Source organism: Lacticaseibacillus paracasei subsp. paracasei, assembly GCF_000829035.1.
GTDB classification, from domain to species: domain Bacteria; phylum Bacillota; class Bacilli; order Lactobacillales; family Lactobacillaceae; genus Lacticaseibacillus; species Lacticaseibacillus paracasei.
Window position 1 is genome coordinate 2,731,285 of the sequence record NZ_AP012541.1, and the last position, 21,643, is coordinate 2,752,927.

A 21,643-nucleotide genomic window follows, 5' to 3' on the forward strand; every position below is an offset into this window, starting at 1 on the left:
CCACTTAATTAGCGGCTTGACCTGCATGCAAGAAACTAAGGTCATTGAAATCCGTCACAGTAAATCGATCATTTTCCCACATCAGTTTCGTCACGCTAGCATTGTCTAGCATTTCGCGACCATCAATGTTGTAGTGAACATAATTCAACCACATGAGCGCCGCTGTCCCGTGTGAGACGACCAATACTCGCTCCCAGTCTTTGGCGACTGCCTCTACAGCAATCGCACGCAAAGTTCGATTCAAGCGTTCCTGCACCATGCGGTTCGTTTCCGCCTTGTTCGGGTGCTGATCCATATTCGCCGTAAAAGCTGCATCTGCCGTCTGGGCCAACGTTATTTCTTGATTGGCCAATGCATCGTGAAAGTTAGCAATCCCCATGGTCGCTAAGGAAAAATCATTTGCCAGTTGACCTTCGAACTTGCCGTAATTTTCTTCACGCAACCCCATCAAGGTCGTCACCGGTATCGGTTCATCCAAACCGCTCAAAACAAAATGGGCAGTATCTACCGCGCGGGTTAAATCGCTGGCAAAAGCCGCGTCAAAGTGAATGTTTTTAGTCTTAAAGCCTTGACCCAAAGCTTTAGCGTCCGCAATGCCTTTTGGCGTCAGTGTCGAATCGGCCATGCCTTGCACTCGTTTTTGTACATTGAATTCTGTTTGCCCATGACGGACAAGATAAAGCGTTGTCATGTCTAGTTGACTCCCATAATTTTCATTTTTCCTGCGACAATGGTTTAAGCCAGTTTCAAATAATCTGCCAAATAGTTTGCCACCCCATCATGCTGATTATCGTTAGGGGTCTGCGCATCGGCGATTGCAAGAATCGCAGGACGGGCATTTTTCATCGCAACACCATGACCCGCAAACTGCAACATATCAAGATCATTCATGTCATCGCCAAACGCAATGATATGCTTTTGATCGATTCCGTATTGGCCCGCCACGTAGGCAAGTGCCCGTGACTTGCTGGTATTCTTACTTGTCACTTCAAGCGCAGTGTATTCACCACTCCAAGCACCCCACGTTTTGGCCGCCAAATGCGGATACAATGCGTTGACTTGTTTTGAAACTGGATCAAAAGTTTTAGCCGTCATAAACATCGTGACCGAAATAGGCGGCTGCCGCAAACCTTGCTCATCTAACAGCGCCTTAGGATGCGGACGATCTGGCAAAAACGGAATGTTCGCGTATGGTCGATCAGCCACCAGCAACTGTTTCCCTTCTGCCACCATAACTTTAAAGGAGAAGTCGCGTTTTAGCTGCCGTAACGACAGTGCCACCGGAATGGGAATGGTGACCTCTTGCTCATAACGCCAGTGTTGGTGCGGGATGTGAATCAGCGCACCGTTGAAATTGATCATCGGGCCATGAAGCTGCAAGTCGTCGTAGAAATGTTCCGAAATCGAATCCGGACGGCCGGTTGTAATGACAACGAGATGTCCCGCGGCTTGTGCCTCGCGGAGGACGGCAATCGTGCTAGCGCTTAATTGTCCATCCGCATTCAAAGTCGTGCCGTCTAGATCCAGTGCAATAAGATAGCGTTCCATGCAGCAGCCTCTTTTCAAAATTTTTTCTTAGTGATGTGTCTAGCCATCTAAAACGCGTTCCCCTACAATAGATAGCAGTTAGAAAGCGAGGAAATCATGGCTGAATCAATTGTACTTTATACAGATGGCGGTAATCGCAATACAGGAAATCAGGCGGGTGGATCGGTTCGCCCCACGGATAAAAGCGCATGGGCCGCGTTGCTGATCTACGGAGATCACGAAAAAATGCTATCTGACGGCGACTATGGCCGAACGAATAATTATATGGAAATTATGGCCGTTATTCAAGGCTTAAAAGCCCTCAAACGCACAGATATTCCCGTCGATGTTTATTCCGACTCTGCTTACGTCATCAACACCATGCAGCAACGTTGGTGGGTAAAATGGCAACAAAACAATTGGCGCAACCATGGCAAACCAGTTAAAAATGCCGAGCTTTGGCAGGCCTTGTTGCACCAAGTCAATCGCTTTGAAACGATTACCTTTCACAAGGTCAAAGGCCATGCCACCAATCGCAACAACAATCGCGTCGATGCGGCCTTGAATCAAACCATGGACCAGCTTGACGATCATGTTTAACTATTTTACCCCTGATGGCCGAGAAATGCTTCACCATAAGTCTCAGCTAAGAAACTATGAATCACCTGCTGCATGCGCTGCACAGAAGGTGATTTTTTTATGGTCGGATTGATCACGAGACACAGCGTCCGCTCAAAGGGCTCAGAAAATGGATACATGTTGACATCGCCAACTAACTTCTGCACCGCTAGTTTCGGCAAAATGCCCATCCCCAAACCTGATTCCACCATCGACAGAATACTTTGGTCATCAATAGAATAATTAATTGCATTGCTTGACACATGGTAGCGGTCCAACGCATTTTTGGTATCTCGATCATAGTCAATCTGCTGCAAAATGAAGTTCTGCTTATCGACATCGGCCTGTGTCACTGTGCGGCCGTTTTTAGGCTTGAATTGCTTGGGCGTGATGCAGTAGATGGGATCCTTTAATAACGGCTCTACCACGACGCCAGGGCCAACTGGTAAGGAGGAAAAGCCAATGTCGGCAGTTCCCAGTCGGACCGCCTCAACAATCCGGTTAAAAGTGCCTTGCACCACGCTAATTTCAATGTGCGGATAGCGCTTTTTGAAGCGACGGATAATTGTTGGCAGCCAATTCGTCGAAACCGACGAGAACGCACCAATGCGGATACGGCCGGTATTAACCCCATTAATGTTGTCCGCAACCTGCGTCAGCTGCTCCTCGAGATTCTGGATGCTTTGAATAATCGGCAGCACCTGCGCCCCGTCTTCAGTTAGTGCCACTCCCGTTCGATTACGAATCAAGAGTGGGAAACCCAGTTCTGTTTCCAGCTGACTGACACTATGACTCACGGCACTCGGCGTTACATTCAGCTCCGCCGCCGCTTTCGCTAATGTGCCGCGCTCCACAACCTTGCTAAAAACTTCATAAGAAAAGTTAGCCATTTGCCCCTCCTTGATGTGACACCAACTGTCACTTCGTTGTGATAAATCCTTTTAGACTAGGAATAACAGCTGTTCGTTCCTTTTAAGGTGAATAAAATTCATCATAAACTGAAATAGTTGAGCTTTACTCAATCATACAAGCCGTTTTACACTAGTGTCAATAAGAAAACGTTGGTACTTCACCAAAGCATCAACGTCATAAAGACGTCGGCACCCGTTTTAATCGCAAACGTCAAAGGGGGATTCATCATGAAATTCGCAACACGTACTCAAAAAACTGGTCATTCAGGTTTAGAAGATCTATTTGCTGCTTCTGGTCCAAATGTCATTTCATTTGCCGGTGGTTATCCAGATCGCGATTTATTCCCGACAAAACAACTTAATCAGGCATTTAGTCAAAACTTTACAAGTGGCGATAGGGAATTGCTTCAATATGCCAGCACAGAAGGTTACGAACCATTACGTGCCAAGATTGCAGCTCGTCTGCAGACGACTGGGATGCAGGTCGACGCCGATGACATCATGATGACCCAAGGCGCTCAACAAGGCATCGATCTAGTGGCGCGGTTAATGTTGGATCCAGGCGACGGTTTGGTTGTTGAAGCCCCAACTTACTTAGGTGCACTTGCTGCTTTTAACGCCTATCAACCCACCTATTACGAAGTACCGATGCAAGCTGATGGCATGGACATCAATGCTTTACAACGCATTCTAATGAGTCGCAAAGTCAAGTTCATCTACACCGTTCCTGATTTTCAAAATCCTACTGGGGTTGTGATGTCCTTGGCCAAGCGGCAGGCAATCATTCGCCTCGCCAACCAGTATGATGTCATGATTTTGGAAGATAATCCGTATCGCGACCTTCGTTATACTGGCAAAGCCTTGCCGACGATCAAGTCACTCGACACAGAAGGACGCGTTATCTATCTTGGCAGTTTTAGTAAAATTCTTTCTCCAAGTCTGCGCATGGGCTGGTTGGTCGCTGCGCCCAATCTTTTAAAAGAGTTGCTGGCCTTAAAAGGCGGCAGTGATCTGGAATCCAGCAATCTGGTAATGCACGGGATCAATACCTATATGGAAAATAACGATCTTGATGCACATATCAGGGAAATTCAGGATTGCTATCGTGAGAAAAAGAATGCCATGGTGGCGGCGATGAAGCGCTATCTGCCAGAAGAAGCGCACTTCACTAATCCTGACGGCGGCTTCTTTATCTGGCTCACCATGCCAGCCGGCTTCGATATGGGCGCGTTCATGAAAGAACACCTATTACCGGAAGCCAATATCTCCTATGTGCCATCAACCAATCTATATGCGACAGCGGCTTTGTCCAACGGTGCCCGGTTGAACTTCACTGGTCCTAGTCTGGCGCAAATTGATACCGGCATGAAAGCTTTGGGTCCAGCATTAAAGGTTGCTCTGCAACACAATCTGGTTGCCGAACAAGCCTAGGCTATAACGCGTTCAAAAAAACTCGGTTAACCTTAACAAAATGACAACGTAACGATCACATTTTCGTCACACTTTGCCGGTAGTATTGACAGCATAGAAGTGAGCCACCCACTCATTCCTAAACCCCAACCTAATTTTCATTTTTCTCCTCCAAAGAAAAATCGGTGATTGGCCCCCATCCGATCACCCAATAACAAAAACGCCCGCTGCGATGGTAGCGGGCATTTTTTTGTTTTGAAGACAAAAAATCGCCGCACACTTTTTCAAAGTGTAAACGGCGATTAATCAAACATCCATCAGTTGCTTAAACTAACCGATCAACCCCGAAGCTGGCAGGGTCATCTTTCTTGCCGGCTTTCTTTTCAGTATCAGTGGTCGTTGTCTTTTCGGTCTTTTTATCAGCAGATGCCTGACCGTCTTTCTTATCATCCTGCTTCTCATCGGCTTCTTCAGGCTTCTTTGGCGCAACTTGTTCACGAATCTTTTCTTCGATTTCCTTAGAAATTTCCGGATGTTCATCCAAGTAGTGAGATGCGTTGACAAGTCCTTGGCCCAAACGTTCCTTGCCATAGTTATACCAAGAGCCAGACTTGGTGATGACATCAATGTCATTGTCTTTATCGGTTGCCAAGTTAATCATATCGGTATTGTGTTCAATCCCGTGACCAAATGACATCGTGGTTTCAACCGATTTAAACGGCGGTGCGACCTTATTCTTAGTGACTTTCAGTTTGCTAGCGAAGCCGACAACATCTTTGCCGTCTTTCACCTGCTGCCCACGCTTGACTTCAATCCGCACAGACGCATAGAATTTCAAGGCACGGCCGCCCGGTGTCACTTCTGGGTTGCCAAACATCACGCCAACTTTTTCACGCAATTGGTTAATGAAAATAACCAGCGTATTGGTATTGTTGATCGAACCGGCCATCTTCCGCAGTGCCTGCGACATCAGCCGGGCTTGCAAGCCCACATGGCTATCCCCGATGGCACCTTCAATTTCAGCCTTGGGAACCAAGGCTGCGACAGAGTCAATGACAACAATATCAACAGCCGCTGATTCAATCAGCATTTCAGCAATTTCAAGCCCCTGTTCCCCAGAGTTTGGCTGAGACAACAGTAAGTCGTCAATATTTACGCCAAGTTCCGCCGCATACTTCGGGTCCATCGCATTTTCGGCGTCAATGTAAGCCGCCTTGCCGCCTGATTTCTGCAATTCGGCAATAGTCTGCAACGCAATCGTTGTTTTTCCGGTACTTTCAGGACCATAGACTTCAACGATTCGGCCACGCGGTAACCCGCCGACACCGAGTGCAAGATCCAAGGATAAAATGCCTGTTGAGACGACATCAACCTTCAGTTCCGGTCGATCGCCCATCTTCATGACGGCACCTTCACCAAAGGCTTTCTTGATCTTCTGAAGGGCTTTTTCTAGTTCGGTATCGCGATCTGTAGCATCGGATTTAGCATTATCATTCTTTGCTGTCGTTTTCTTAGCCATACTTGTCTCCTTAAATGCGCTCACTGGCGCAAAAGTCTGTGTGTAAGCACCTTGGTCACAATAGCTCAACCAGACCACTTATATCCCAGTCTTTAACCATGCCAGTTCACGCTTTGTCTTATAAAAATGCGCCAGCAGTTCCAAAAACCTGTGTACGCTATTTTAAACATATACATCCGAGTATCAATTTACGCTGTCTCCATTATCGAACATGCGTTTGTTTTTTGCAAGCTTTTACGTTAAAAAAGTCATCCCCAAAAATTGTTTGCAGGTGACTGCTTTATTTTACCTGATACTGACACCTTTTTGGTAAAAATGACGCGTTATTGTGGCACACAAGCATGGTATGATGAGGCGATTGGCTTGATACTACAAAAATAGGTAAACGAGGAAAATGAAATGATGTTCATGGGTTCTATTGTCAATGGGTTGACGATTATCGGTGGCGGGGTCTTAGGCTTGATTCTCCACAGTATTAGCGATCATGCTAAAGATACTGTCACCAAAAGTCTTGGGCTTGGTACCTTCGCATTGGGCATTCAAATGGCCTTGCAGACAAAAAGTTTTATTGTTATGGTCATCAGCCTTTGCCTTGGCGGCTTGATCGGTGAGTGGTTGCATATTGAAGATGGCATGAACCACCTCGGTTTGATGTTGGAACAGCGCTTTGCCCGCGGCAATCAGCATTTTGCGGAAGGGTTCGTGACCGCCACCCTGATTGCTGTCATCGGTGCCATGGGTATTTTAGGCGCGATTCAGGCGGGCGTTTCTGGAGACAATACCACGCTATATACTAAATCCGTCATGGACGGGTTCATGGCGATTATGCTGACCGCGTCACTCGGGGTTGGCGTGATCTTTTCCGCGTTGCCAGTGATCATTTATCAAGGCACCATCACACTCTTCGCCAGTTTTTTAGTCCAATTCGTGCCCAAGGCATTGATGACGAACGCACTCCGCGAAATTGGTGCAGTCGGCGGCTTAATGATCTTGGGGATTGGGTTAAACTTGATGGGCATTACTAAAATTCGTATTTCTAATCTGCTGCCTGGCTTGCTAGTCCTTGTTGCGATCCTAACTGGTCAGTATTTTCTATGATTAATGATTGAACCATTTAGGAGGAGGCTATTGGCAGATCATAAACTGACCGGTTTGAACGGTTGTGGTGATAAATCAGAGCAGATTTTTACCAAAAAAACGACCCCTGCTTCACTGGCATGGGTCGTTTTTTTTGGTAAAAGTGCCGATTATGATTCAGAAATTCGGAATGAGCCGCTGCTTTTGGCGATGGAAACGATAGTAAACCAGTTTGCAATGCCAATCACGCACGACACCCAGCAAGTGCGAATTGGCATCATAATACCAGTAGCGCAGATCATCTTTTAGGTACTGCTGATTCAACCATGCATGATCGTGCCGCAAGAAAGTATAACTTTCAAGCATGTCCTGCTCTCGCCAAACATCAGGTAATAAGAATTGGCTACGGGTAAACCGTTTTAAAAACCGATCTGAATAATAAACCCGCTCAATGCGACCGACAAACAATGCCGTCTCGCCTTTACCCACATATGGCGCCATGGGCACAACAATCAAACCACCGCGTAAACGTTCAAACCAGTCTGTTTGCTGACTGACGTTAATGGCACGTGTGACATCCTTGGGTAACCGAAAATCCAATACTAAACCATCCGGGCGTCGAACCCGAGCAACGATGTGTCGTTTTTTCATATAAAGTTCCCCCAAAACAAGTGAGCGGTCTTCAGCGCGGTTAGCAGCCAGCGTGTAAGCGTCCTTGGCCGTGATGGTCGCTCTTTGACCATTGCGGCCAAGGTCCTTACACGCTGGCTGCTGCGCTGAAGAGCGCGTTATGGTGAGCGCGAGCAGGAGCGCTTAGAAACCGGAATATAAGTGGGCTTGAACCCAAATGGCCCGATCTTGGCCATTTGGGTTCAAGATCCTTATGTATAGGTTTCTGCGACTGCAAGCGCGTTATAACTTGGCCTATAGGCGACTTGTACTAATGGCAAAAGTTTAACACTAAATGACCTCATCTGCATTGAAAACGCTTGTTTCGACAAAGTTTTTTTAAACAGTTCTGTCTGTAAAGCATTGTTCTACGCTCTTTTTTAAATGTGAACAATGTCGCCACAAAACGATAACCAATTGTTGGATTTGTCTTCACATTTCGTTCACACCCTGCCGGTACTATAGGAAACATAGAAATGAGCCACCCACTCATTCCTACAAACCCCAACCCAACTTTTTCATTTTTACTCCTCCAAAGTAGCAATCGTCGATCGTCCCCCAAACGATCGCAACAAAAGGGCCGCCCACCCAGCGGTCCTTTTTGCTGCACCCGATCACAAGCAACGTGAAAAATTTCCAATCAAAAATGGCCTCCTGACCGAACGTGTCAGAAAGCCATTTTGGTTAATTAACGATTAAATAGATCATACAATGCATCCGGTGTCTGTGCTGCTTGGAAACTCTTGACAAAGTCTTCGTGTGTCAGCAACTTTGCTGTATTGGACAAGTACTTCAGATGACTGCCACTGTCATGTTCCGGGATCAAGAAGGAGATCACGGCATTGACAGGCTTGCCGTCAAAGGTTTTCCACTCAACAGGTTGCGCCAAGTGCAAGATCAACATAGCCGATCGTTTGATGGTTTCATCTTGAGCATGCGGAATGGCGATCCCTTTTTCCATCCCTGTTGATCCTTCCTCTTCACGCGCTACGTACTTTTTGAAAATGGCGTCTGCGTCGGTGGCAAGTCCATCCTTGACCGCCATGTCAGCTAGATAATGCAAAACATCATCTCGCGTCTTAGCTGGTACGTTGACCTCAATAAATTCTTTGTTGAGAATTTCGCCAGGATCAAAACTTTGATCATCATCGGTGGTTGGTGCAGGTTGATTGCGAGCATCGTCGACAGCTATTGGGGCAGCAACGACATCGTCATCGGCAGCTTCGGTTGCTAACGCCGCTTCAACAACACCGGTTTTTACACCACGTTTTCTAGCCGACCGACCCGCGATCATGGCAAGCAGAACACCTGATGCTGCGGCGCCTACCAGAATCCATGCAACCCAGAGAAATGGCTTATTGACCAACGGCAATACGATGAAGCCGCCATGTGGTGCAGGCACCTGAATGCGTGACATGTAAGTCAAAACAGCCGCAATTGCCGAACCAACCATGAATGCTGGAATATTCATTAACGGATTCTTCGCGGCGAATGGAATCGCGCCTTCTGTGATATGCGTCGAGCCAAGAAGTGCATTGACATAGCCAGCACTGCGTTCATCGCGGTTATAAGCTTTCGGGTTGAGCAGAACCGAAATCGTGGTTGCCAACGGCGGGGCAATGCAGGCCGCTGATACACCAGCCATGAAGAAGTAATTGCCTTGTGCCAGTAGTGCCGTCCCGGTCAGATAAGCCGCTTTGTTAATCGGTCCGCCAAAATCAGCGGCACACATCACACCAACGACAATACCTAGAATGATCGGGCTGGAGCTTTCAAGTCCTTTTAACCAAGCCATTAAGCCTAAGTTCATCGCCTTCATTGGCGTATTAATCAAAAACATAATGGATCCGGCAATGAAAACGCCTAATACCGGATACAGAAAAATAGCTTTTAACCCACGGAACTCTCTGTCAGGCATGAAAGCAAATGCCTTTTGCAATAATAGGATGACCAATCCGGCCATGTAGCCACCAACAATAGCGCCTAAGAACCCCGACCCGTTGCCGCCATTATAAGCAATCATGCCGACTGCCATCCCAACGATCAAGCCGGAACGCTTGGCAACAGCTTCACCAATATAAGCAGCCAGCACTGGCACCATGAGTCCCATTGCTGCACCGCCGACTGCATTCAGCATGGCTGCAAACTGATTGTATTGAGCGTTCTTGGGATCGGCAGAATAAATGCCCCAGAAGAAGGAAATCGCAATCAGGACACCACCGGCGACCACTAGTGGCAACATGTGTGAAACACCATTCATCAAACTCGTATAAATTTTGTTCCCGATACCCGCTGAACTAGTTTCGGTCTTTTCACCGGCTTCAGCCGTGGCTTTGCCACCTTTAGGCATGAACACCGCCGTATCGCTGCTTAACGCTTCTTGAATCAGTTTAGCCGGTTCGCGAATGCCAGCAGCAACTGGGACATTGACCAGTGGCTTGCCAGCAAAGCGATCGGCGTCGACATCAATATCTGATGCGATGACAACCCCTTTAGCGCCGCTGATTTCTTCTTGTGTCAACGGATCGTCCACCCCGGTTTGTCCGTGGGTTTCGACTTTAATTGTCAATCCCATTTTCTTAGCCGCTTGTTCCAAGGCTTCCTGCGCCATGTACGTATGAGCGATACCAGTTGCACAGCCTGTCGCGGCGATTAAATCATACTTTGCCATTACTTAACCCTCCATCTTGCGAATTTTGATTTGTCCTAACAACTCATCGGTATTTGAAAAATCAGTGATCCATGCCTGTCGTGCCGTGTCACTGCCAGCCGCAATCGCCAGTTTCAGCGTCTCTGCCAGATCATGATGCTGATACAACCCGGCTAAAAAGGTCCCAAGCATCGTATCGCCTGCACCAGCCGTGTTTAGAACGGCAATTTTAGGAGCATTGCCAACCAGCGTTACATCGTGATTCATGAACAAGGCACCTGCCGCACCAAGTGACACTAAAATGTTCTGTGCCCCAGCTTCCAATGCCCGATGACCTAGCGTAATCATGGTCGTTAAATCAGCCTCCCCGGTCTGGTGGAACCAATTCATCAACTCAACATCGTTCGGTTTGACCAACAGCGGCTTGTAAGCCAATGCCTCAACTGCTTCAGGATATGCACTGTCAATGATCAACTGGAATCCATTTTTTTGGCTCAATGCACCCAGCTTTAATAAAAAGGCTGGCGCGATGCCTTGCGCAAAACTACCAGACACGCATAACCAATCGTCTGACCCCAGCGTGGTTAATTGTTGGTATAATTGATTTAATGTGTCCGCACTAATCTGCGGCCCCGGATTGACCAACTTATACTCCGTATCGGTTGTCACAACCCGCGCAAAGACATTAATCCGGGTAAAGCCAGCATCCTTATAAAAATGATTTGGCACACCTTGTTGCGTTAAAAAGTCGGCGATGTAATCAAGCGTAAACCCAGCACCAACGCCAAGCGCCGTATTGTCCACGCCACGCCGTTTCAAAATGCAACTGACATTCACCCCTTTACCATTGGCTTGCACATCATAACTGTCGGTTCGATTAACCGTATTTGGCGCCATCTGTTGGGTTTTAATAAATAGATCAATTGCGGGATTTAAAGTCAGGGTATAAATCAAGTTAAGCGCTCCTTTGTGTCGTTTGTTTTGCTTACCCTTATGTTAACCGCTTTCAGCCGAAAATGGTTTTCAGTTTCAGGCGAATCTACGCCAGTACTGAAAATGCTTTTCAGGAGGTTAAATTCATGGCTACACTCAGTCCCACCGAAGCGTACCTTTGGGATTACATCGAAAATCATCAGCAAGCCGTCGTTAACGCATCCATCACCCAACTCAGTACTGCGGCCAATGTCTCTCCTGCCACCGTTGTTCGCACCATGAAGAAAAAGGGGTTTAATGGCTATACCGATTTCCGTCACGATTTGCTAAAACGCACAGGCGATGCCGCACCGTTCAGCATTCTTGACCAAGTTGACGACCAAATCAAAAAAGTCATTATGCAAAACCAAGTGGAAGTCTATAATACGCTGGAAAATTTGAAGGTTTCTGTCATTGAAGACTCGGTTCAATTGCTAGCTAAGGCCGAAATCGTCCTGATTCTTGCGCGCGGCTTATCTGAATCAATTGCGTCGGAAGTCACTTTAAAATTGCAGCTCTTAGGTAAATACGCCGAGTTTTTCAGTGATCCAAATATCATTCAAACGATTGCCGGTCAGGTCAGCCCGAAGGCAGTCGCCATTACTATCACGTTGAATGGCGAAACCCCAGAGCTTGTTGCTGCAGCAAAGACTTTGGCGGCGCGCGACATTCCGCAAATCATTTTGACAACCAACGCAGAAGCGCCAATTGTCCAATATGCCGATGAGTTATTCGTCGGGTACAAATCTAAAGCCGCTTACTTCGACAAATATGAGGTGGCATCACGCCTGCCGCTGCAAGTTATGAGCCGTATTTTGCTGGATAGTTATGTTGTGCGGAAACGTGGGCAGAAAAGTTAACGGTCACTAGCAGGCTCTGATAACTTGCTCGTAACCACATAAAAAGGCAATGATCACTTGAGAAAACAGTGATCATTGCCTTTTTCACTTCATCCAACCATCAACTATGCTTTTGGTAGCGGCCGATGTTTAAATAGTTGTGTAGCGGCGACCGCTTGTTGCCAGCCAGCGTATAAATTCTCGCGCCGGGCTTCTGACATCTGCGGTTCAAACCGCTTGCCGATCTTGAAAATCTTTTTGAGTTCATCCGTATCTTGCCAGAAGCCAACCGCTAATCCAGCCAGAAAAGCGGCGCCCATTGCCGTCGTTTCCAAATTTGCCGCTCGTTCCAACGGCTTACCTAAAATATCGGCTTGGAATTGCATCAAGTAATCATTTTTAGCAGCACCACCGTCAACACGCAAGGCGGGAACAGCGATTTGGGTATCCTTGTACATGGTATCGACCACGTCGCGCGTTTGATAGGCTAGTGCCTGCAAAGTCGCCTTGATGAAATCGGTTTTCGTCGTGCCGCGTGTCAGCCCGAAAACCGCACCGCGGGCTTCAGCATCCCAATATGGCGCCCCCAAACCTGTGAAGGCGGGCACCACATAGACTTCATCATTACTGGTTGACGCATTGGCGGCCGCCTCCGTATCTGGTGACTTTGCAACCAACCCCATTTGATCACGCAGCCACTGAATCGCTGAACCGGCGACAAACACCGAGCCTTCAAGTGCGTAATTAATTTTGCCGTCAATGCCATACGCAATCGTTGTCAACAAATTGTTCGCGGACATGGTTGGTTTTTCACCGGTGTTCATGACAATGAACGAGCCGGTGCCATAAGTATTCTTAACCATACCGGGTGCCAGCGCCAACTGACCGAAAAGTGCACTCTGCTGATCGCCGGCCATCCCTGCAATCGGCACAGCACTGCCAAAGAAGTGATAAGCCGCCCCTTCGCCGTATATTTCGGAGTTACTGTGCACTTCAGGCAGGACCGCGCGCGGAATATTCAGCAGTTGCAGGATGTCGTCATCCCAATCCAACGTATGAATGTTAAACAACATGGTTCGACTTGCGTTCGTATAATCAGTCACGTGAATAGCGCCACCAGACAACTTCCAGCTTATCCACGTATCGATCGTGCCAAACAATAATTCGCCATTTTCTGCGCGCTGCTGGGCACCGGGAACATGATCCAAAATCCAACGAATTTTAGTCGCAGAAAAATAGGCATCAATCAAGAGACCGGTTTTCTCATGAATAGCATCCCCATGCCCTGCTTTGCGCAACTGTTCAGCAATGCCATTCGTTTGCCGTGACTGCCAGACAATCGCGTGATAAATCGGCAAACCAGTCTTTTTATCCCAAACCACCGTCGTTTCGCGTTGATTCGTGATCCCAAGTCCGGCAATTTGACTAGGCTGAATCCCGGTCGAAATGAAGGTGTCTGCGATCGTTGACAACACGGCTTCCCAAATTTCATTAGCATCATGCTCAACCCAACCAGGTTCAGGAAAATATTGGGTAAATTCTTTTTGCGCCTCACCCACCATGTTGCCGGCGTGATCAACGATAACCGCCCGCGTGCTGGTGGTTCCTTCGTCGATTGCCATCATATACTTGTCTGCCATTTTTGTATCCCCCTGCTAATGACTGTTTCCGCTTTCAATTCAGTATACCGGATGTAGCGGAGGAGGTTAAGGTTCAGATGGTTTAAAAATCCCACCGCCTCAAGTTTAGCCTTATTGCAACGATTAGATCCGACATGCTATAATGAAGATACAAAGAGGGGCGCTGGCCTCAAACAGCACTCCCTAACAAGACCGTCACCAAAACTTCGTCAAAAGGTTTGGTGACGGTCTTGTTGTTGTCTAAGATTTGAAATTGACATCGTTGCGACGCCTTGATACTGCATGCTATAATGAAGACACAAAGGGGAGCACCGGCCATAACCGGTACTCCCTTGACAAGACCGTTGAAGACGGTCGACATTCGTTTAAGCAATCAATTAAGACCGTCAAACTCTGCCAAAAGTTTTAGTGACGGTCTTTTTTCTACCATTAGTCAAGAAAAAGCTGATTTGATCACAATTCTCTTTTCTTTGCACTTTGATTTTGAATTGCACGCTCTACTTGGGTCGGTTCTACCTAAGTTTTGGCGTACACTAAACTAGGCCTCACAGATATTGACTTTCTGAGGCGGTACAATTCGTCTAAGCGAGTGGTGATTTACTATTCGGGCATGAATGTTGTTGAATCATACAACTCGTTGTTTAAAATCAGGTGGTGCATGAGCCGGTTAAACTGACTCATTGCGGCGATGGCAATTTTCTTAGTCCCGTGGGACTGAGCGGATTGCTTTTTTCGTTTGTAGTTTGCGCTGATCAGCGTCGGTTGATATTGCGAGACGCTGATAATGTTTAGGATTGCCCTGTACAAAATCTTTCGGGCATACGGGTTCCCACGTTTTCTAATGTGCATTTTTGCTTCGTATTGTCCTGACTCATAGCGAATCAAGTCAATTCCAATATAAGCATTAATCGCATTGGCACTGTGAAAACGTCGCACGTCTCCCAGTTCTGCGATCAAGCATAGTGCTGTTTTTATACCGATTCCTGGGATCGAAACAAGGAGCGGCACTTCGCTGAGGTTTTCTCCCAAAGTTGTCATTTCTACGATTATCTGGGCCTTTAACTGATTGATGCGTTCAACTTCTTTAGCCAAGGCTATAACAGCTCTGACAGCGTGTGACTGTGGCTCTTTTGCCGGCGCTGAGTTTTGAGCTAAGGCCAATAAACGGTTGGCCAGTTTCATAGCTCGCTTGAGGCCTATCTTTTTAGAGGTCTCGGTTAAGATGATTTCTGTCAGTTCATTCTCTTCGTGAGACAGTACGATCGCTGGGTGCGGAAATCTTTGAACGATGTGCCAGTAGAGAACACCGTCAGTCGAGCTCATAAAATGCTCGATTTCCGGAAAGGTTAGCTGGAGCGCTCTATGCAGACGATTCTTGTTGGTTACAATGTCTTTATTAAACTGCTGATACGTCCGCTCTAGATCGTGTAACTCTGTATAAACTGGGCTTTCCTGATAGGTTGGCCTGAAGTGATTTTTGATCATCGCTCTGGCTAAACCCACCGCATCCAGCGCATCAGTTTTTGTATGCCTGAATTCTTCCATCACTTTCTTTGCGGCTAATGGATTGAGTTCTGTATATTTCCAGCCGTCTCGCTGTAGAAAGGCACGCAAACGACGAGAGTACATCGCGGTCGCCTCGTATATGATTAGGGGTGCGTTGAAGCTATTGAGTTCATCACTTAATAGCGAAAATCCTAACCGATCTAACCCAATTTTAAATTGCTTGATAACGACGTTATCAACAAGTACCGCTACATTGGCGTTCTCTTTACTGACATCAATACCAAATACACATTCCATACAACAAACACCACCTTTGAAGTTGTTTCACCGATTCACTCATCCCAATTTTCAATACACGGCGTCTTGCGCCAACAGACTGCGAACGAGTTTCTTGGTGGATCAAGCGAAGTTGCCAGTTTGATTTACGACGTCAAAGCGCCAAAAAGACCTACGGCATGTCAACTTCAACACCACTTTATCAAAAAAGAAAAGTGACGAACCAAGATTCCGTCGAGTCTTGGTTCGTCACTCATGTTAGTCTGTTTGATTGTCTAGGATTGCTACCACAATCGTGATGATGAGCGCAATCAATGATAGTATGAAACCGCCAAAGACCAGCATCAGCATCAAGGCGTCAGCAACGGACAACTAGGCACCTCCCTTCGTATAGATTTTGATCATCGCGCATAGGCGATCACCTCACAATACGTTGGATTTGCCAATCATCATTCACTTTCTTGTCTCATCCATTATGCCATACCAAATAGCAAAACGCTTAGAGTCGCAAAGATTCTAGGCATTTTTTAATTGCTCGTGTCACCGTGGCAGCGACTGCTTTTGAAAGCATGCAACAGAGCTCTCTATAAGTAGTACCAGCGTCATTTTATAGCTTGTTCAGCAAATATAGCGTGTATAGTCAGTCCTGTAACTTCGCACATTGACGGACACTTTTGTTACACAAGCAATGATGTTGGCAGTTTACCTCACTCCAAATATAATGACATCAGAAAGGGTGATGCACATGACGGTTAAGACTAGTCGACAGGGGAATTCAATTGTGATCCCTATTCCTGTCTCGTTCAACATTGGTGAAAATGTTGAATATCAACCAAGTATAGATAAAAATGGTGTCATTCGTTTAACACCTGTTAATCAGAATATTTTTAAAGCAGATATGACATATGATCTTCGTAAGGCCATCAGGAAAGAAAATATTGGCGATAATGGCACCCCTGACGGATATGAGAACGTTTGGAATGATTAAAACAATGTTCCAAGGAGATCTACATTGAGTCGCGCGCTAGGCATGAATATGGTTGGCCATATTTCGTCAGTTGGCAATACGTTTCTGCGAGTGTTGGTAATCAAGGACTCTGCGTACAATCAAAGCACACGACTGATTGTGCTAGTGCTGATTTTTGGGATTGTGCTGGGAACATTTGGCATTATCGGAAAATAGATCTTATTCTCACAGAAACGAATCAAACAGACTGCAATCACCAGAAGCTGATGGTTGCAGTCTGTTTTAATGGAGCCTCGACACACGATTACCGACTTTCATGATCAGCAGTCGAAGATGACCGGCGTTTTTGCCATGGTAATTGATTTCGTTGTGGTCGATTACGAATCGCGTGTAACAATTTGGCTTGGCGATCGCGGTCATCATGCGCCTCGATTTTCTCCAAGTGAGCAAATGACTCAGCGGTTAGCAACTTAACATGCTGTGGTAAATGTTGCTTTAAGAAGTCGCGGATCACCGTTTCCGGCTGATCAAAGGTCAACGAATAACTGCCACCTTTTTTGGACCAGAACGTGACCATTGTTCCTTGCTTGATTTGCTCAGTAATGACCCGATCATAGCGCGCATAATCACTGGCATGTGCGATGGAACCATAAGTGATGACCTTTTCTTCTCCAAGTCCTTGCCGATAAAGTCCGACACTAGCCACTAGAACAGCCACAAAGACCAATCGCAGGTTACTGATCGTATTGGTCGTCCAAAACAAAGCAACAATTAAAATAGCTGCAGCAATGGACAAAGCTATTTTGAATTTGGACGACTTCGTTTTGATTTTTAGCTGCCACTGCTGCTGCAATTCCAGATAGAGTAATCCACCAAGCAAAACAGCGGTTGCTGTCACGTCAATCATTTAAATGCCTCCTCCTTCAGTTAACCAACATCTGCCAATTCACTTAAATGCTTACCATTCGGCGATGGTCCCGTCATAGTTCTTCCATGCCGGGTTGCTCCAAACAAGACCTTCTTGTGCAACTTCTTTGATCTTGTCTTCGTCCATATCAATGCCAAGACCTGGGCCTTTTGGCAATTGAACATAACTGTCTTTGTATTGAAAGATTTCTTTATTTTTAACAAAGTCCAACAGGTCAAAGCCTTGGTTGTAATGAATGCCTAAACTTTGTTCCTGAATGAAAACATTCGGCGTGCAGGCATCGACTTGCAAGGTAGCGGCTAAGGAAACTGGACCGTATGGCGCATGCGGGGCAACCCCCATATCGAAGGCTTCGGCCATTGCAGCAATCTTGCGGGTTTCCAAAATACCGCCGCAAAGTGCAACATCTGGTTGAACAATATCAACGGCTCCTTGGCGGAATAAATTCTTGAAGTCCCAGCGCGTGTATAACCGTTCGCCTGTCGCCAGTGGTACCGAAACTTCGCGAGCAATATCATCAAATGACTCCCAGTTTTCAGGCAAAACGACTTCTTCTAGGAACATCGGATGGTAAGGTTCCAAAGCATGCGCCAGAACTTTCGCCATTGGCCGATGAACCCGACCGTGGAAATCAATTCCAATTTCAAGTTGATCACCAACCTGATCACGAATTGACGCAACACGATCAACGACAGCTTGCACCTTGTTATAAGAGTCAATATAGTGCAACTCCGAAGTCGCGTTCATTTTAATAGCTGTGAACCCTTTGTCAACGCGTTCTTGCGCTTGTTCTGCAACATCAGATGGCCGATCGCCACCGATCCACGAATAAACTCGGATCCGATCGCGCGCGGCACCGCCAAGTAATTCATAAACTGGCAGATTCAAGGCTTTCCCTTTGATGTCCCACAATGCCATTTCCAAACCAGAGATAATGGTGCCATTGATCGGACCGCCACGGAAGAAGGAACGATGCATCTCCTGCCACAGGCGTTCGATTTCAAATGGATTCCGGCCAATGAGTTTTTTCCCCATCTCATTGGCACCTGCAACCACCGTTTCTGTTTTTGTGCCGGAAATCATCTCACCCCAGCCAGCGATACCTTCATCCGTCAGTACTTTGACAAAAATCCAACGCGGCTTGACCTTATAAACTTTAATATCAGAAATCTTCAATTTTATTGTTCTCCTTTCAAACTGCAGCAACAACAAGTTACGCTTGGGCACTCTTTTCATTCTGAGCATCCATGGCTGCGTTCACATGCTTAATACCATCAAAGAAGTACCAAACACCAGCAAAGATCACGAGCAATACCGGAATCGAAATCAGCGGGTGCCAAGTAAAGGCGAAGTAAACCGCAAAGCTTTGAATCATTGAAGTTGCCGCAAATGACGAAATGTAGAGCGAGTTTGCGCCGAGCTTGATGCCCACTGACTTCGCAATTTCTGTCAGAACAGGAGCCGTCGTGGTTCCGCACCAAAGCAGTGAGGCGGTCACAACTAAACCGATAATGATGTTCTTTAAAAGATTCCCATTTGTCAGTGCCACAACAAGAGCAACCCGGAAAGGTACAACCGCCAAGTCAGCAAATGGCAGCACTTGGTTACCTGGTAAAACTAAAGCCATTAAAATGGTCAGTGGGATGATGATCAAAGCGGTCGTGATAACATCGGCATTCCCGACAACGACTGCCGCATCCAACCCGATAAACAACTTCCGGCCCTTGAAACGTTTCTGTGACCATTTTTGTGCTGAGTCGGAAATCGGCATCAGACCTTCCATGAACAGCGAGGTCATTTTCGGAATCAAGACCAGCACAGCCGCCATAGAGACGCCTAATTGCATGACCTTCATCAGATCGTAACCAGCAAAGAAGCCGATTGCCATCCCAATCAAGAGTCCCATAATCATGGAATCTCCAAAGAAGCCTAAATATTTTTGTGCATCACGAATCGAAAATTTGTTCTTTCGCATGAATGGAATCCTGTCAAGCAGCCAATTCAACGGCCACGCAATGACCAATGAGGACAATGCAGAAACTGTTGGCAGCGAAACCCCAGGCATGCCGAAGAATTCTTCGGTCATTGGCTGTGACCAGTCGGCAAGTTTAAAGGTGACTAATGCCATCACAATTGAAGAGCCAACTCCCAAAGCGATATTTTTAGTGACGAAGTAAACCATGACACCGACAATGGCCATGTGATGATAGTTCCAAATATCAACATCCAGTGTGTGCGTGCGCTTGATAATCAGTAACACGATATTGACGGCTAAAATAGCAAAAATTAAAATAGCGATAATTGGCGAAGCCCAAGTCACGGCAGCAATTGAACCCCAGCCAACATCTAAAGCGGTCAAATGCGCGCCAGTGCGTTCAACCATTGCCTTGGCAGCGGGACCGACATTGGTTGTCATAAAGTCCAAGATCAATTTGATTCCCGCAAACCCAATGCCTAACGTTAATCCGGACTTAAAGGCCTTATCAATCCGTAGGCCAAAGATCATACCGATAATTGTGATAATGACTGGTAATAGCACTGTTGGTCCAGCTGCAATTAGCCAGTTAAATACGTTCATTACGATATTCATAGTGTGGTGATCCCTCCAATTTTGTTGGTAGATGCCAGTTTTGTTGATGCGTGTTCTTATTTGTCCTTAACAGCGTCATAGATCTTATTGAGGGTATCATCAGCACCAATACCAGTCAGAAGTGGCAACCCGTGAATATACGGTACGCCATGAGTCTGGCCTTCAAATTGTCCGGTTGTGACGAGCAAGTCATAATTTTCAACCTTACCCGGGACTTCCATTAACTTGGTTTGGGTTGTTTCAACATCAACCCCTTTTTCAGCAAGAAATATCTTAATCTTAGATGCAACCACTGTTGAGGTTGCGATTCCGTTACCACATGCAACTAAAATATGAGCCGCCATTATAATTTCCTCCTAAATTGAAGTGCTTTTATCAATGTTTTCCTAACAACCTACGCCTCAAAAGTTTTGCTGAGCAGTCGATAAAGCGTCTCAGCATCTTTTGCATTGGCAATTTCATGACGCAAGTGATCGTCTTGAATGACCTCAACAATCTTTTGCAGCATTTCAACTTGACCATGTGGTTCACCGATGGCCATCATGATAATGACATCTACATCCAACTCATTTTCCACATCCCCCATATCATGAAACTTCACGGGGTGCGCCAATGTCGCGACTGAAATGCTCGTTTTTTTGACTAGTTGATAATTCGCATGGGGAATGGCAACGGTTGGCCTTGGAGACGGTAAGCCTGTTGGATACTCGGCCTCCCTGTCAAGAATTGCCTGCTTATAGCCGGCCTTAACGTAGCCTTGCCTTTGCAGATTGTCAGCAATTTGACCCAATGCATCGAGATTGTCTTTTGCTTTCAAATGAGGCAGTAATAACTTTTTATCAATTACTAAATCAACAGCCACTGATCAATGCCCCTTTCAAAGTGTGTTCTTGATATCAACAAATGCCTGCAGCGATGCAGCTAACCCGGCAACATCACGGTTAATCAGGTCTTCTTGATTGAACATGTTGGATCCAATGCCTAAATAGCTTGTTCCATGCGTTAACAAATCCTTCACGTTTTTAAGCGAGACGCCGCCGACCGCCATAAGCGGCAGTTTTCCCAGTGGTGCTTGAATGGCCTTGAAAAAGCCTGATCCAACTGTTGTAGCTGGGAATATTTTGACAATATCGGCACCTTTATCGAACATGGTATGCACTTCGGTTGGCGACATGGCAGCCGGCACTGTGATGACCTTGTGTGCCTTGGCATAAGCGAAAATGTCATCCGTAAATTCGATGGGGCTGAGTATGAACTTAGCACCTTTCCCAATCGCATCTTTTGCTTCATCCAATGTGAGCACGGTCCCAGCGCCAATTTTGAGCTTGTCGCCATATTGCGCATTGCCATTTTCAATAATGTCCAATGCGTGTGGTGTGTTCATAGTCACTTCAACCCCAAACTGATCCTCGAAACCTGCCATGGCTTGCATGATTGCATCAGCTTGGTCTGGCGTATAACCGCGCATAATGACCGTAAAAGTTGGATATTCAGATAATTCCATGTTTTTCCTCCCAAATGCGTTCTCTGGTGCAGCAACTGCT

At 46.5% G+C, this 21,643-nt stretch carries 23 protein-coding genes; 6 read left to right on the forward strand and 17 right to left on the reverse strand.

Annotation, left to right across the window (positions count from 1 at the left end):
• Positions 1-4: 4 nt before the first annotated feature.
• Both LBPC_RS13400 and LBPC_RS13405 read right to left on the reverse strand, forming a co-directional pair.
• Positions 5-691, reverse strand: coding sequence for a histidine phosphatase family protein (locus LBPC_RS13400; protein ID WP_003662616.1), 687 nt, complete (start codon positions 689-691; stop codon positions 5-7).
• Positions 692-735: 44 nt separating this feature from the next.
• Positions 736-1,548, reverse strand: a complete 813-nt coding sequence (locus LBPC_RS13405) for a Cof-type HAD-IIB family hydrolase (protein WP_003662615.1) — start codon at positions 1,546-1,548, stop codon at positions 736-738.
• 96 nt (positions 1,549-1,644) lie between these two features.
• On the opposite strand from LBPC_RS13405, the gene LBPC_RS13410 reads away from it, so the two are divergent.
• On the forward strand, positions 1,645-2,127 hold the full coding sequence (locus LBPC_RS13410; RefSeq protein ID WP_003567838.1) for a ribonuclease H family protein: 483 nt from the start codon (positions 1,645-1,647) through the stop codon (positions 2,125-2,127).
• Between the two features lie 5 nt (positions 2,128-2,132).
• On the opposite strand, the gene LBPC_RS13415 is transcribed toward LBPC_RS13410, so the two are convergent.
• Positions 2,133-3,035 carry a LysR family transcriptional regulator gene (locus tag LBPC_RS13415; protein ID WP_003567840.1) on the reverse strand — a complete coding sequence of 301 codons (903 nt, stop codon included), beginning with the start codon at positions 3,033-3,035 and terminating at the stop codon, positions 2,133-2,135.
• Between the two features lie 249 nt (positions 3,036-3,284).
• On the opposite strand from LBPC_RS13415, the gene LBPC_RS13420 reads away from it, so the two are divergent.
• Complete coding sequence (locus LBPC_RS13420; protein WP_016383391.1) at positions 3,285-4,487, forward strand: aminotransferase-like domain-containing protein; 1,203 nt, start codon at positions 3,285-3,287, stop codon at positions 4,485-4,487.
• A gap of 304 nt (positions 4,488-4,791) precedes the next feature.
• On the opposite strand, the gene recA is transcribed toward LBPC_RS13420, so the two are convergent.
• A complete protein-coding gene (gene recA, locus LBPC_RS13425) occupies positions 4,792-5,985 on the reverse strand; it encodes a recombinase RecA (protein WP_016365408.1) in 1,194 nt (397 codons plus the stop codon).
• A gap of 399 nt (positions 5,986-6,384) precedes the next feature.
• Here recA and LBPC_RS13430 point away from each other — a divergent pair, with 399 nt between their 5' ends.
• Positions 6,385-7,083: a DUF554 domain-containing protein gene (locus LBPC_RS13430; RefSeq protein ID WP_003662610.1), complete on the forward strand. Its 699-nt coding sequence runs from the start codon at positions 6,385-6,387 to the stop codon at positions 7,081-7,083.
• A gap of 156 nt (positions 7,084-7,239) precedes the next feature.
• On the opposite strand, the gene LBPC_RS13435 is transcribed toward LBPC_RS13430, so the two are convergent.
• The 4 genes from LBPC_RS13435 to pfkB all read right to left on the reverse strand — a co-directional run bounded on the left by LBPC_RS13435 (position 7,240) and on the right by pfkB (position 11,335).
• The gene (locus LBPC_RS13435) at positions 7,240-7,713 is read right to left on the reverse strand and encodes a DUF7679 family protein (protein ID WP_003567848.1); all 474 of its coding nucleotides are present in this window, start codon (positions 7,711-7,713) and stop codon (positions 7,240-7,242) included.
• A gap of 319 nt (positions 7,714-8,032) precedes the next feature.
• Positions 8,033-8,371 (reverse strand): hypothetical protein, encoded by a 339-nt coding sequence (locus tag LBPC_RS17315; RefSeq protein WP_080543873.1) that lies wholly within the window; start codon positions 8,369-8,371, stop codon positions 8,033-8,035.
• A gap of 48 nt (positions 8,372-8,419) precedes the next feature.
• Positions 8,420-10,402 (reverse strand): fructose-specific PTS transporter subunit EIIC, encoded by a 1,983-nt coding sequence (locus tag LBPC_RS13440; RefSeq protein WP_003662605.1) that lies wholly within the window; start codon positions 10,400-10,402, stop codon positions 8,420-8,422.
• 3 nt (positions 10,403-10,405) lie between these two features.
• Complete coding sequence (gene pfkB, locus LBPC_RS13445; protein WP_003662604.1) at positions 10,406-11,335, reverse strand: 1-phosphofructokinase; 930 nt, start codon at positions 11,333-11,335, stop codon at positions 10,406-10,408.
• A 125-nt stretch (positions 11,336-11,460) separates the two neighbouring features.
• Here pfkB and LBPC_RS13450 point away from each other — a divergent pair, with 125 nt between their 5' ends.
• Positions 11,461-12,213: a MurR/RpiR family transcriptional regulator gene (locus tag LBPC_RS13450; RefSeq protein WP_003567854.1), complete on the forward strand. Its 753-nt coding sequence runs from the start codon at positions 11,461-11,463 to the stop codon at positions 12,211-12,213.
• Positions 12,214-12,317: 104 nt separating this feature from the next.
• Here the strand turns inward: LBPC_RS13450 and glpK are convergent, their stop codons facing one another.
• From glpK to LBPC_RS13470, 3 genes are all read right to left on the reverse strand, one after another.
• Entirely contained in the window at positions 12,318-13,832 is a 1,515-nt protein-coding gene (gene glpK / locus LBPC_RS13455; RefSeq protein ID WP_003662599.1) for a glycerol kinase GlpK, read from the reverse strand.
• A gap of 600 nt (positions 13,833-14,432) precedes the next feature.
• Complete coding sequence (locus tag LBPC_RS13465; protein ID WP_003577790.1) at positions 14,433-15,635, reverse strand: IS110 family RNA-guided transposase; 1,203 nt, start codon at positions 15,633-15,635, stop codon at positions 14,433-14,435.
• A gap of 237 nt (positions 15,636-15,872) precedes the next feature.
• Positions 15,873-15,986: a putative holin-like toxin gene (locus tag LBPC_RS13470; protein WP_025376307.1), complete on the reverse strand. Its 114-nt coding sequence runs from the start codon at positions 15,984-15,986 to the stop codon at positions 15,873-15,875.
• Positions 15,987-16,359: 373 nt separating this feature from the next.
• Here LBPC_RS13470 and mazE point away from each other — a divergent pair, with 373 nt between their 5' ends.
• Positions 16,360-16,602: a type II toxin-antitoxin system PemI/MazE family antitoxin gene (gene mazE, locus LBPC_RS13475; protein ID WP_003567861.1), complete on the forward strand. Its 243-nt coding sequence runs from the start codon at positions 16,360-16,362 to the stop codon at positions 16,600-16,602.
• Between the two features lie 24 nt (positions 16,603-16,626).
• Positions 16,627-16,797, forward strand: a complete 171-nt coding sequence (locus LBPC_RS17115) for a hypothetical protein (protein ID WP_003603520.1) — start codon at positions 16,627-16,629, stop codon at positions 16,795-16,797.
• Positions 16,798-16,885: 88 nt separating this feature from the next.
• On the opposite strand, the gene LBPC_RS13480 is transcribed toward LBPC_RS17115, so the two are convergent.
• The 6 genes from LBPC_RS13480 to LBPC_RS13505 are packed head-to-tail and all read right to left on the reverse strand — an operon-like array spanning position 16,886 to position 21,603.
• Positions 16,886-17,488, reverse strand: a complete 603-nt coding sequence (locus LBPC_RS13480; RefSeq protein WP_003567866.1) for a hypothetical protein — start codon at positions 17,486-17,488, stop codon at positions 16,886-16,888.
• 51 nt (positions 17,489-17,539) lie between these two features.
• Entirely contained in the window at positions 17,540-18,685 is a 1,146-nt protein-coding gene (gene dgoD, locus LBPC_RS13485) for a galactonate dehydratase (protein WP_004271180.1), read from the reverse strand.
• 37 nt (positions 18,686-18,722) lie between these two features.
• Complete coding sequence (locus tag LBPC_RS13490; protein WP_003603524.1) at positions 18,723-20,099, reverse strand: PTS galactitol transporter subunit IIC; 1,377 nt, start codon at positions 20,097-20,099, stop codon at positions 18,723-18,725.
• A 56-nt stretch (positions 20,100-20,155) separates the two neighbouring features.
• Entirely contained in the window at positions 20,156-20,443 is a 288-nt protein-coding gene (locus LBPC_RS13495) for a PTS sugar transporter subunit IIB (protein WP_003662593.1), read from the reverse strand.
• Between the two features lie 50 nt (positions 20,444-20,493).
• Positions 20,494-20,961, reverse strand: coding sequence for a PTS sugar transporter subunit IIA (locus LBPC_RS13500; RefSeq protein WP_003662592.1), 468 nt, complete (start codon positions 20,959-20,961; stop codon positions 20,494-20,496).
• A 15-nt stretch (positions 20,962-20,976) separates the two neighbouring features.
• Positions 20,977-21,603, reverse strand: a complete 627-nt coding sequence (locus LBPC_RS13505; RefSeq protein WP_025376308.1) for a bifunctional 4-hydroxy-2-oxoglutarate aldolase/2-dehydro-3-deoxy-phosphogluconate aldolase — start codon at positions 21,601-21,603, stop codon at positions 20,977-20,979.
• Between the last annotated feature and the right edge of the window lie 40 nt (positions 21,604-21,643).